The sequence below is a fragment of the Vallitalea longa genome, assembly GCF_027923465.1.
GTDB classification, from domain to species: Bacteria; Bacillota; Clostridia; order Lachnospirales; family Vallitaleaceae; genus Vallitalea; species Vallitalea longa.
Genome location: NZ_BRLB01000004.1, coordinates 138,675 through 152,001, shown reverse-complemented (window position 1 = coordinate 152,001; position 13,327 = coordinate 138,675). Strand labels below are relative to the sequence as shown.

Annotated in this window: 9 protein-coding genes; 2 read left to right on the top strand and 7 right to left on the bottom strand. The window is 29.7% G+C overall.

The window, feature by feature from the left end; translation table 11 throughout:
- Positions 1-20 precede the first annotated feature (20 nt).
- Positions 21-725, bottom strand: a complete 705-nt coding sequence (locus tag QMG30_RS10075; RefSeq protein ID WP_281815049.1) for a DUF421 domain-containing protein — start codon at positions 723-725, stop codon at positions 21-23.
- 421 nt (positions 726-1,146) lie between these two features.
- On the opposite strand from QMG30_RS10075, the gene QMG30_RS10070 reads away from it, so the two are divergent.
- Positions 1,147-2,508 carry an aminotransferase class V-fold PLP-dependent enzyme gene (locus tag QMG30_RS10070; protein WP_281815048.1) on the top strand — a complete coding sequence of 454 codons (1,362 nt, stop codon included), beginning with the start codon at positions 1,147-1,149 and terminating at the stop codon, positions 2,506-2,508.
- Positions 2,509-2,592: 84 nt separating this feature from the next.
- Here the strand turns inward: QMG30_RS10070 and QMG30_RS10065 are convergent, their stop codons facing one another.
- The 5 genes from QMG30_RS10065 to QMG30_RS10045 form a co-directional block, all read right to left on the bottom strand.
- Complete coding sequence (locus QMG30_RS10065; protein WP_281815047.1) at positions 2,593-4,992, bottom strand: PASTA domain-containing protein; 2,400 nt, start codon at positions 4,990-4,992, stop codon at positions 2,593-2,595.
- Positions 4,993-4,995: 3 nt separating this feature from the next.
- Positions 4,996-5,670 (bottom strand): ABC transporter ATP-binding protein, encoded by a 675-nt coding sequence (locus QMG30_RS10060; RefSeq protein ID WP_281815046.1) that lies wholly within the window; start codon positions 5,668-5,670, stop codon positions 4,996-4,998.
- A 14-nt stretch (positions 5,671-5,684) separates the two neighbouring features.
- Entirely contained in the window at positions 5,685-7,163 is a 1,479-nt protein-coding gene (locus QMG30_RS10055) for an FtsX-like permease family protein (protein WP_281815045.1), read from the bottom strand.
- Between the two features lie 196 nt (positions 7,164-7,359).
- On the bottom strand, positions 7,360-9,285 hold the full coding sequence (gene abc-f / locus QMG30_RS10050; RefSeq protein ID WP_281815044.1) for a ribosomal protection-like ABC-F family protein: 1,926 nt from the start codon (positions 9,283-9,285) through the stop codon (positions 7,360-7,362).
- A gap of 113 nt (positions 9,286-9,398) precedes the next feature.
- Positions 9,399-9,542, bottom strand: coding sequence for a hypothetical protein (locus QMG30_RS10045; protein WP_281815043.1), 144 nt, complete (start codon positions 9,540-9,542; stop codon positions 9,399-9,401).
- 386 nt (positions 9,543-9,928) lie between these two features.
- Here QMG30_RS10045 and nrdJ point away from each other — a divergent pair, with 386 nt between their 5' ends.
- Complete coding sequence (nrdJ, locus tag QMG30_RS10040) at positions 9,929-12,286, top strand: ribonucleoside-triphosphate reductase, adenosylcobalamin-dependent (protein ID WP_281815041.1); 2,358 nt, start codon at positions 9,929-9,931, stop codon at positions 12,284-12,286.
- Positions 12,287-12,396: 110 nt separating this feature from the next.
- Here nrdJ and QMG30_RS10035 read toward each other — a convergent pair whose 3' ends face one another.
- Positions 12,397-13,104, bottom strand: coding sequence for an HAD family hydrolase (locus tag QMG30_RS10035; protein WP_281815039.1), 708 nt, complete (start codon positions 13,102-13,104; stop codon positions 12,397-12,399).
- Between the last annotated feature and the right edge of the window lie 223 nt (positions 13,105-13,327).

Here is a 13,327-nt window from a genome sequence, read left to right as displayed (position 1 = left end):
ACAACTACTTTCCTTTCGTATTATACCATACTATTATCTAAATGATCTTTGTATAAATCAATATACAATTCCCCTGTAGTATTTAACATTGCCAAATATACTTCAAGAGGGCTTTTGATTCCTCTAGTTTTCAGTTGACTATCCAACCATTTTTCATCCAGACTGACTTTTTTCAGATTATGTCCCATAACAACTCCGTTATATATAAGTTCAGTACTAAGTCCTACATAATTAGTTGAGATATTCATATCTTTTGGCGTCAAAGATTGAAATTGAGACTTCTTAAGCACTGTCAGATTCCCATTAGTTTCAAGGACTGCAAATTCAACTTGACTGATATCAAAAATATTATTTATCCGTAATTGCTCTAATAAATCATATAGACTATATCTAAGTTTTTTTAGGTTTTTTTCAAGTATCTTACCATTCACTATTAAAACTTGCGGTCTTCCATTGATATATTCTGACAATCTAGGATACTTAAGCGTTAGGACTTGAACTAAAAATACAAGGATAGTCCATACTAGTAAACCTATCCAATGAGGCCATGCAGCGGAACTAAGATCAGTAGTTAATGTAGCTGCCATTGAACCTATGGTAATTCCCAATATATATTCAAATAAAGTTAGTTGACTGACTTGTTGTTTACCAAGAAACCTAGTAAATATTAATAAAGAAAAAAATCCTATGATACCCCTAACTATAACTACAAGACTTTCATTCAAACTTATCACCTCTATTTTAGTATTTACTATTTTTGTAATAATATGTTAAGCAACTCATTTGCTTTTATACTATTAATTATATTCTCACGTATTGATATGCTACGCATATTATAGAACAAAGAGACTATGCCTAGTAAAAGATTTCTCTAACATTATAATGTTTATCTTTATTTATAAACACATCTTCAGCTTATAATCTTTTACTGTCTGGTATATTATTTTGATTATTAATGATTAGCTTTATAATAAGTTAATCATTGATATTTTTATAGATCTTCAATTCGTAATATATATATCTTCTATTAGGAAATATCTCAGACGTCATGAGCATATATACAAAGATATTGATTCATATGCTTAAATAAGATAATATACGAATAATATTACGGATTGAAGCAATTCATAAATGAGGTGGAATTTTATGCATTACTGCTCTTATCAACCAAATTATAAACATCTTGTAGTAGGTACTGATGTATCGATTCCTATAATTAATGGCAAATACACTAAAGAAATTAATTTTGATAATGCTGCTACTACACCACCACTTACATCTGTTATGAATGCAATTAACGATTTTGCTCCTTGGTATTCCTCCATACATCGTGGAACAGGTTATAAATCCCACTTATCATCTGAAATATATGATGCCACTAGGAAAACCGTTAGTCATTTTGTTAATATGGATAACGACTATTCCACAATAATCTTCGTTAAAAACACCACTGATGCTATAAATAAAGTATCTACTAAATTGTCACAAACAATTAGTAATGGAGTAATTTTATCTTCATTCATGGAACATCATTCTAATGACCTTCCATGGAGAAAAAATTTTCAGATTGACTATATTAATGTAAATGATAAAGGCAACTTATCAATAAAAGATTGTGAACAGAAACTCAAAAAATATAATGGTCGAATACGCTTAGTAACTATTTCTGGTGCTTCCAATGTAACAGGATATAAGACTGACATTCATGACTTCGCAAAATTGGCTCACAAATATGGAGCAAAAATACTTATTGACGGTGCCCAACTTATTCCTCATTCACCCATTGATATGAAACCTGATTACTCCAGTGAACATATAGATTATCTTGCTTTTTCGGGTCATAAAATATACGCGCCTTTTGGTACAGGAGTCCTAATTGGACCAAAAAATGTTTTCAAGCATGGAAATCCTACACAATCAGGAGGAGGAACAGTAAAAATCGTGACTCCCAATTATGTAATGTGGGATGATATTCCTTACAAAGAGGAAGCAGGAACCCCTAACATAATGGGGATAGTTGCTCTTAATGCTGCTCTAAAAACCTTAAATGAAATAGGTATGGATAATATAGAAAAAATGGAAATAAACTTAACAGAATATACGTTAAGCAGATTAAATAGGATTAAGGATGTAGTCATATACGGTAATGGAAAAGACTGTTCTAATAGAATTGGAATCATAACTTTCAATATAAAAGGGCTACATCATTCCATAGTAGCTAATATTTTATCAAAAGAAACGGGAATCAGTGTTAGAAGTGGATGCTTCTGCGCTCAACCTTATATACAGAAATTACTGCACCTTAAAAAAACTGATATTGACATTCATAAAAATAATCCTAATTCACCACATCCAGGTATGGTTAGGGTAAGTTTTGGTTTATATAATGATTATTCAGAGGTAGATACATTTATAGATATACTAAATAAAATAGTGAACAACAAATCCTACTATATTAGAAAATACTCATCAAAGGATTTCGAGATAGCCAGTTCAACAAGATATTAACTCTATCAACATTACAAATCTAATTTGATTCTTAATTTCTATGTAAACCTTCTAGACTTAATCTAGAAGGTTTACATGATTTATCTACTCAGCAACTTGTATTTTGATAAAGTCTTTATTTTTGCTTATAATCTCTCCTTTTTCTGGCTCTTGACTAATTACTTCTCCACTTTTATATGATGAATCTTCAATAGTTTCAAATACAATCGTCAATCCTCTTCTCTCAGCAACATATTCTATTTCACTTACGGAAAACTTAGTAAAATCAGTTACCGTATAAGGTTCTCCTTGAGACACTACTATTTCGATTTCAGTATCAAGATCAGCATTAGTTTGGTTATAGACATTTTGACTTACAATTGCTCCATAATCAACATCATGATGGTACATTTCAGATGTTGTTATAGTTAACTCAGCACCTTTTCTGTTCTGTTCATTGACCCATTCTTGTAAATCTGTAGCAGGTCTGTCAAGGAATTTAGGAATGTTGATAGTATCTCCTAATGAATAATTAACCGTTACATAGGTACCTTTTTTCACTGTAGTTCCTGTTTCTATTGATTGAGAAATAAAATCACCTTCATTGGTTCCTTCCATATACATTTCTTCAACTTCAACATTGATATCCCTAGTTTCAGAATAATTTTTAATTTCATTTTTATCCATACTAATAAATGAAGGTACTGTCAGTCCTGATGATATTGCAACTTCTATATCTGTTGTTAAACCTATTTTTTCATTTAATATATTTTGAGATAATATTTTCCCATATTCCAATCCAGTATCAGCTTCTTCTGTAACCGTTAATTTAATATTAGCTCCCTTATCATTAGCATCTTCAATCCAATCTTCTAATTCATATTTTGATTGATCAATGAAACTTGGTAAGTCAATTCTATCTCCTAACGAATACTCAATAATTATTTCAGTTCCTTCTTCAACTATATCATCTGCCTCAATTGATTGAGATATGAATTCACTTTCTTTTGTATTTTCAATGTATTCTTCTATTACCTCTACATCTATAAGTCCGTCATTATATTCTTTTGCATCAGACATAGTATAAGAACTAAAATCAGGAACTCTTATTTCTTCGCCCTTCGATACTATAAAAGTAAGTTCATAATCATCTAATAATTCTTCATCAGCTGGTATACTCTGATACATTATTTTATCTTTTTCATATATAGAATCATACTGGTAGGTATTAGTATAGGTGATTCCATTGCTTTTTGCCCATATATCAATATCAAGTAGCGTCTTATTCAAAAAGTTTTCCATCACAATAGCTTCCTCTTCATCTTCCTCCTCGCTACCTTCCGATATGATGAATTCTACTGTAGAACCTTCCTTTATCTCTTTATCAGGATCTACACTCTGATATAATATTGTATCCTCAGGATAAATTTCATTATATTCATAAGTATAAGTATACATGATATGATTGCTTTTCGCCCATATGTCAGCATCTATTATAGTTTTGTTCAAGAAATTTTCCATCACTATCGCATCATCATCTTCTTCTCCTATTGATATGACTACAGAAAATACATCTCCCACATTTATTTCATCACCTGATTTAACACTTTGGTCAATTATAGCGTCTTCAGCATATAAAGAACTGATGGAATATGAATAATTATATTCTATATCATTATTTTTCGACCATATATCAACATCAACAATACTTTTGTTAATAAAATCCGGCATAGTTACAGCTTCAACCGCTTCTGTATAACTTATATCAAATTCAATTTCTGAACTTCTTACAAATGTATCATTATCAGCACCTATAAGTTTATATGATATCAAATAATTGGTTGGTATTTCTTCATTTTGCATATTATTGAATTTATAATTTATTATTCCATTCTGTTCTATCCAACTTTCAATACTAGTTTTTGACCAAGAAGAATCAAATTCTGGTATTGCTATTTTTTCATAAGGATCTTTACCCTTTGACAATGTTAATTTCACTGTAGAATCTTTTTTTATTTTTTCTCCAGGATTTATGTCTTGAGAAATTATGTAATCTTCTTCTATATCATTACTATATTCTTCTTCATAAGTAAGAATTATATTTTTACCACTAGCCCAAGCCTCTGCATCATCATACAACATATTAGTAAAATCTATCAATTCAGTTTTTTTATTTATTATATAATAGATACTACCTACAGCAATTATAATGATTACTATTTGAATAATCCATCTTTTATGATTGCTATTTTTTTGATATGTGAATTCTTCTTGTTGGAAACTAGAATTATTGTTATCATTTAAACTAGTTAAAAAATCTTTAGGTTCATCATTAGGTTCATTTGATTGTTTAGCATTTCTATTATTAGCAGTAATAGTATCTTCTTTATTTGATTTTTCTCTAATATTATCAGTGACAAATTTTTTGTTTTCTATTTCTTCATTTTTATCTATATCCATGCTGAATCCATCTGAGAATATGTTTTTACCTTTATTATTATCCATTTGCTACATCCTTTCAGTAAGTTTACCTTCATTTAACTTTAACTGAATATCACTAAAATCTGCTATGCTGTCTGAATGAGTCACTACGATAACACATTTATCATATTCTTCTGCTAACAATCTGAATATCTTTATTATTTCTTTTTCTGTAGCAGTATCAAGATTACCTGTAGGCTCATCAGCCATGATAAGATCAACATTTGTAGCTAATCCTCTGGCTATTGCAACACGCTGCTGCTCTCCTCCAGATAATTTATAAATACTTCGTTCAGCTTTTGTTTTAACAATACCAAATTGATTAAGTAGGTTTAACGCAGTTTTGTAATAAGGTTTTGGGACCTGATTATCAGTTATTTCCATTACATTAACTACATTTTCAACTGCTGATAGATAAGGTATTAAATTGAATTGTTGGAATACGAATGATAAATAATCTCTTCTGTATTTACCAAGTCCTATATCATTGACGTTCTTTTCTTCAAAAAACACTTTACCTTCTTGACATTTCTCCAATCCACCTGCAATAGCTAATAAGGTAGTTTTTCCACTCCCAGAAGGTCCAAGAATTGAATAGAATCTACCTCTCTCGAATGTATAATTCAAATTCTTGAGTATCATTCTCTTATTATTACCATCTATATATCCGTATGATATATTTTCTAATTTTAACAAAGACATATTATCATCTCCTCCTAAGTCCTATTTATCAAAATCTGTTTTGGATTGAATCTCATGACATATAGAGATGGTATAATCGTACTTATTATTGACATAAGTAATCCCAAACCAAATAATTCCAGTAATACATTAATATCAAAATTAATATCTACCTTCTGTTCTTGTGACAATTTATTGAGTTTATCATTTCCCATTTGGTTTATGTTTATGTTACCCATCCTGCCTATCATTTTCATGTTCATCATATTATTGTTGCTAGTATCATCACTAACTATTTCACTGTCCAGAATTACTGAACTTATATTCTCTCCGATAATTGAACCTGTAAATGATGATAATACAAATGCAATTACCGCAATTATAGTTACCTCTATAACAAATTGGATTACTATTTTTGCTTTGCTCTCTCCTACAGCAAGCATGATTCCTATTTCTTCTTTTCGATCATTTACAGTAAGTGCTGTTATCAAACCAATTATAGCTGCTCCAGCAATCGCTATGATAATTACCATAATTTTTGCAATTACACCCAATTTTTCAATTGGTCCTATTAAACTGTTATACAGATCATCGTTAGCATCTAGTGAACCATAAACCAATTTAACCTTCTGTTCAGCTTCAGTTTTGTAATCTTCAACATATATTGGATCTTTTAGATGTATTACATTAGATGAGAGTAGCAGATTATCCATCTCTTCTTGTGTTAAACCCATATCGTTAACAATATTAAATGGAACGTATAATCTATTCTGAGGTATTAATGAACTGCTCCCTTTGAAAGCCATTCTCTGATCAACTTGCTCATTAGTTTTATATATTCCTATTATTTTTAATTCTATTTCTATATTTTCATAATCAAGTATTGAAGCTGTAGCTGTAATCGTATCTCCAATCTGCAAATTATTAATTGATGCAACATTTTCTTCAACAAGTACAACTCCTTCACCAGAAGAAATTTCCTCCATAGTTGCCAAGTTTCCTTCTACCAGCTCAGCATTACCTTCTTCAAAATCCATAGGTTCTACAGCACCAAATAATTTTATGTCAAAAGTATGTCCCGAGTCACTTACATCTGTATCTGTAGTATAAGAATTCAGATCATTGATATCACACTGAAAAGATATTGACAAATCATAATCATCTACATATGTAGAATCAACTACATTCATAAAATTAGCATATGTTGGTGCACCCTTATCCGTATATTTTTCAACAGAAGTTACTTCACCAGAAAAAGCTGTTTTCATAATTGAATAGTCATCTTTATTGATAACTCCTCTTTCTGAATCAGAAATTATGCCTTCATTATCAATAATATATTTTACATCTGCCCCAATACTTTCTCTTGTCTGCTGTTGAGCTTTGACAGTAGCGTTATATACTAATAACCCAGCCAAAACAAAGTTAGCTATTATTAGAAAAATTATACCTAATAACAGGGTTTTACCTTTTTTGTGCTTTATGTATTTTAATGCTCTTTTTATAAAATACATTAATAAACCTCCTTTTATTTTAATTACAAATTAATCTTATCAATAAAATTTGGTAATATTATGTATTAAATATGGGAAATCATGTGATAAATAGAAAATATTCATTATAATAGATAGATGTTATGTATAGTAAAAAAGAAAAAGCCCATAATTCTCCATGAATTAAAGGCTATAATTATAAACCATACGCTTAAATTTAACTGATTCTATCAATTTCTTCATTTATCTTTTCCCATTTTGCAATAAGAATATTTAATCTATTCTTCTTCTCATTCTGCTCTTTTGTTATTTCATTAAGTTTTACTGCATCTGTACTACATTTTATCATTTCATTTTCCGATTGTTTAATTAAGTTTTCTAGTGACTCTATTTCTGCTTCAATAGATTCAAGCTCTTTCGTTTTTCTCTTGATTATCTTTCCCTTATCATTTCTATCCCTTTTATTATAATTTTTGTTTTTAGTCTTATCTTTAACATTTTGATTGTTCCTAATATTAGATATTTCTAATTGTTTTTGTAATTCGTTCTTATAATATTCATAATCACCATTATAAAACTTTAGATGTTTATTATTTATTTCACCTATTTTAGTGGCGATTTTATTGATGAAATACCTGTCATGAGATACAAATAAAATAGTACCCTGAAAATCTAGTAGTGTTTCTTCTAATATTTCTCTTGAATCTATATCTAAATGATTGGTAGGCTCATCAAGTATCATGAAATTGACTTTTTCATACATAAGCATGCATAATCGTAATCTACTTTTTTCTCCACCAGATAACATATTGATTTTTTTGAACACATCATCTTTAATAAATAGCACTTTAGCAAGTTCTGTTCTTGCTTCGCCAATAGTTATGTTATATTTATATTGAAAAGTTTCCAATATAGAAGTATCCTCATCATCAAATTTAACTTCTTGCGGTAAATATCCAATCTTAATATTAGAACCATATTTTATACTTCCTTTATCACTATTTAATTCTTCCATAATGATTTTTATTAAGGTTGATTTACCAGTACCATTATCTCCAAGTATAGCTAAACTATCCCTAAGAAATAGTACAAGATTAAGATTATAAAAAAGTTTTCTATCATCAAAACTTTTTTCAACCTCTTTCAATATTAGAACCTCTTTTCCAGTTCTATCCATCACCTTAGAAGATAATTTGATTTTTGTCTTTTCAAGAACAGGTTTATCTAGTTTTTCCGTTTTTGCTAATCTCTTTTCAAGCTCTTTAGCTCTTTTGTACATCTTTTCACTATCACGCATCTTACCCCATATACGAAATCTCTTAATCTGTTCCTCCATCCTATTTATTTTTCTCTCATTTTCTTTATATCTGTTATAAGCTTCAATAAAACGTCTTTCTTTTTCCATGAGATAATAAGTATAATTTCCATAGTATATTTCTGCACCATCATAATCTAATTCAACTATTTTATTGACTACCCTATCTAAAAAATACCTATCATGAGATATAATTAATACTGAACCCGAATAATCTTTTAGATATTCTTCTAGCCACTCAATGGATTTTAGATCCAAGTGATTAGATGGTTCATCAAGTAGTAATATTTCTGGTCTCTCTAATAAAATCTTTCCAAGCATTATTTTAGATTTTTCTCCACCACTCAGATTAGAGAATTTCATCTGTTGCATAGACTCTGATATTTGCAGACCTATTGTGACTTTGCTCATTTTTTCATCAATATCATAACCACCGAGAAGTTCAAACTGCTCTTGTAGATATCCATATTCTTTCATAAGTTTATCAACATCGTTCCCTTCTCCTGCAAGGCAATCTTCAATATCTTTCATTTTCTTTTTTATCTTATAAATATCTTCAAATGCTAAGTAAAGCACTTCCCTAACGTTATAATCTTGTTCAAATACAGGAATCTGATCGAGATATCCCAGAGTGGTACCTTTTCGGTAGAATACTTCTCCTTCATAATCCTCTTTGTCCATTAATATTTTCATTATGGTTGTTTTCCCTGTTCCATTTCTTCCAATCAGTCCTACTGTTTCTCCAGTCTTAACATCGAAACTAACATTTTCAAATATCTTGTTCGCTCCAAAACTCTTAGATAAATTACTGATTCCCAATTCTATCATTTTAATCATACCTTTCTAAAAATATATTTAAACGCAAAAAATCCTAGACAATTAGTCTAGGATTAGAAATTTTAATATTACTTATAATTACACATATTACTTATTGAATAGCATTACGAATATGCATTATATAAATATCCTACAACTAATTTATTATTTTTATCATATTTAAAAATAGACGCACCTATAGTGTTATAGTCAAAATTAGCAGTCATATTTCTTTTAAATATCATCCATAAATTAGCTGATTCATTCATTTTAACGCACCTTTACTTTATTTTAGGTAAATTGCTTATAACCTACTTATAATAAATATTATCATAATATTAGCCATTAGTCAAATTCAAGAAAAAAAGATTACGCCACATTCTCATTTCTAATTGACATGAATAATTATTATTGATACAATATATTGTGTGTCAAGTATTTTAAAACCACTACATAATGTATTTCAATCGTTTTGCCACTAATATTGCCAAATATTGTAATATCAGTGATATCACAAGAACAAAGAGGTTACACCTTATAGAAAAGTTAAAGTAGAATAGATAGTAAACCATCTTATTATATAAAATAGACACTATCTTGATTAGATACATTATGTAATAGGAATAATAAAAAGGAGAAGAAAGGAAGTCAATAAATGATAAAAGTTCTAAAAAGAAACGGTTCAATTACCAATTTTAACATAAATAAAATAATAACTGCTATTACATTATGTATGGCAGAGACAAAAGCAAATATTGATAACGCACTAGCTGATTCTGTAGCCAAAAAGGTTGAAAAGAAATTACAGACTTATTCCAATCCAGTATCTGTTGAAATAATTCAAGACTTAGTAGAAGAATATCTTATGGAATCCCCTAGAAAAAATGCTGCAAAAAGATACATATTATACAGGTATGAAAGAGACAAGACAAGAGATACAAGAACAAAGAGAACGGATGGTAGGGTTCTTAGTGATGAATTCATCAGTAGTTACAAACATCGACCTAACCCTATGAAACAATTAGGGAATTTTGTTTATTATAGAACTTATTCTAGATGGTTACCTGAAGAAAAAAGGCGAGAATATTGGTGGGAAACAGTAAGACGCGCTGTGGAATATAACTGTAGTTTGGTACCTACTACCAAAGCTGAAGCTGAAAAATTATATGACAACATTTTTAACTTGAAGCAATTCTTATCAGGTAGAACATTTTGGGTTGGTAATACAGATGTTACCAGAAACTATCCTATGTCTAATTATAACTGTGCTTTTACTGTCATCGATGATTTTGATTCTTTCAAAGAATTATTTTATCTTCTAATGATAGGCTCAGGCGTAGGCATTAGGATATTAAAGGATGATATCAAAAAGCTCCCCAAAATAAGAACCGTGTTTGATATTATCCATGAAGATTATACCCCTACCCCTAAAAATCTTAGAGAAGATAATACAAGCCTAGAATTCAGTCATAACAACAAAGTACGAATCCTTATAGGTGATAGTAAAGAAGGTTGGGTTCAAGCATTAGATTTTTATCTTAAAATACTATACAGTAATGAGTATAGAAATATAAATACCATAATCATTAATTATAATCATGTAAGACCGAAAGGTGAAAAGCTTGAAACTTTTGGTGGTACAGCAAGTGGTTATACAAGTCTCAAAAATATGTTTATTAAGATTACTAACATCATAAGTAAACGAGGTGTATTAAGTAGAAAAAGTTATACTCACTTACATCCAATTGACTGCCTTGATATTGCAAATATAATTGGTGAAAATGTAGTTGTAGGTGGAGTCCGAAGGACCGCTGAAATTGTACTTGTGGATTCCGATGACCAAGAAGCTATCGAAGCTAAAAATAATCTATACAAACAGATAGATGGTCAATGGATAGTAGATAATGATATCATCCATAGACAAATGAGTAACAACTCAATTTATTATAGAAGTAAACCTTCAAGGCAACAGCTACATTGGCAATTAGAGCAAATGCGCTACTCCGGAGAACCTGGATGGGTAAATGAAATAGCTGGTAGGAAAAGAAGACCTAACATGAATGGTGTCAATCCATGCGGAGAAATTTTATTAGATTCAAAAGGTCTATGTAACTTAACTACCGTTAACGTATTCTCTTTCATTAAGAAAGATAAAACTATAGATTATAATGGATTGTATGAGGCACAGAAGCTTTCAGCCAGAGCAGGTTATAGAATGACATGTACGGAATTAGAAATTCCTAGATGGAATTATGTCCATAAAAGAGATAAACTTTTAGGCTGTTCATTGACTGGATGGCAGGACATGGTTAATGCTTCAGGAATATCTAAAAAAGATCAAGGAGAACTGTTAAGGAAACTAAGAGCTACCGCTAAAACATCTGCTAAAGAATATGCTGATGAGATTGGTGAAAATGAGCCTTTATTAGTGACTACCATTAAACCAGAAGGAACTCTTAGCCAATTGCCAACGGTCTCTAGTGGAGTACATTATTCTCATTCCCCTTATTATATAAGAAGAGTCAGAATTAATAGCGATGATCCTTTGTTGAAAGTATGTGAAGAACTTGACTATCCTATTTATCCAGAAGTCGGTCAAGATATGGAAACTGGTAATACGAAAGTAATTGAATTTCCTGTAAAAGCACCAAAAGGTATAACTAAATATGATGTCACAGCAATTAAACAACTTGAAAATTATAAATTGTTCATGGAAAATTATGTTGACCACAATTGTTCTATTACGGTACATGTTAGAGAACACGAGTGGAAAGAAGTTGAAGAATGGGTATGGAAGAATTGGGACGATATTGTAGCTCTGTCTTTTCTTTCACTTGATGATAGCTTTTATAAGCTTCTTCCTTATGAATCTATCAATGAGGAAGAATATAAAAAAAGGAATGATAAATTAAGACCATTTCTACCAAGTCTTATCAGTAAATATGAAAAAGATGAATTAGATTATGACATTGGTGATTCAGGTTGCGAAAATGGCGTATGCCCCATTAGATAATTATGTATTCTAAATACCTATAACCCCATCATTATATAAATCTCCAACCTAGTATATTAAGCTTATCACTATGTTGGAGATTTCTCATTTACTATATAGACCTTTCATATTCATATTGAAGGTAAACTATCTACGTATTTATATAAATCTTCATACTTACCTCTATAAGTACAATCAATTTCTAGTTCTTCCCTATTTATTAAATAATCTTCCAATAGAAATGTTTTCATGCCTAATTCACCAGCAACCAAATCCTCTTTTACATCATTTCCTACCATGATACATTCTTCAGGCTTTTTATTAATGTATTCCAAAATTTCTTTATAATATTTTATACAAGGTTTACAATAATGACTGTTCTCATAAGATGTAATATAATTGAAATCAGATTCTTTTAGTCCAGCCCATTTAATTCTATGATTGATAGCTTTTATAGGGAACAAAGGATTAGTAGCCAAGACAACTGTATAACCCTTTTTTTTAAGTATATCAATTAATTTTTCAGAATAAGTATTTTTATCAACCGCTTTTCCTATTTCTTGAAAACCATTGTCATAAAAATCATCAAATCTATTTTTGTATTCATTTATATCTTCACCAACTAATTCTTCGAATTTGTTCATAAATATTTCCATATTAGTCTTTTTATCTTTGTTTCTTCTCATTACATCTGTAGCTGTCCATACATACTTCACAAACATCTCTTTATCTATCAGGTCATCAAATACCTTATGCATTTCGTCAAAATATGTTTTTACGAATCTTTGTTCTTCCAATGGCAATAATGTGCCGTCTAAGTCAAATAAAAAAGTATTCATCATTAGTACTCCTTCCAAATATATGTATATAACTCAACTTTCCCACCTTTAATTTAATGCAAATAGATAAAGGGTTATAGGTTCAAAAGTTAAATATATAATTATTAATTATTATGACAGATAACTTTGATTTTTACAATGATATATATATAATTCATGAATTACAATTAACCCACCTCCATTTCAGTATAGTCTAATAAAGGTAACTAATGCAGTGGGAAAA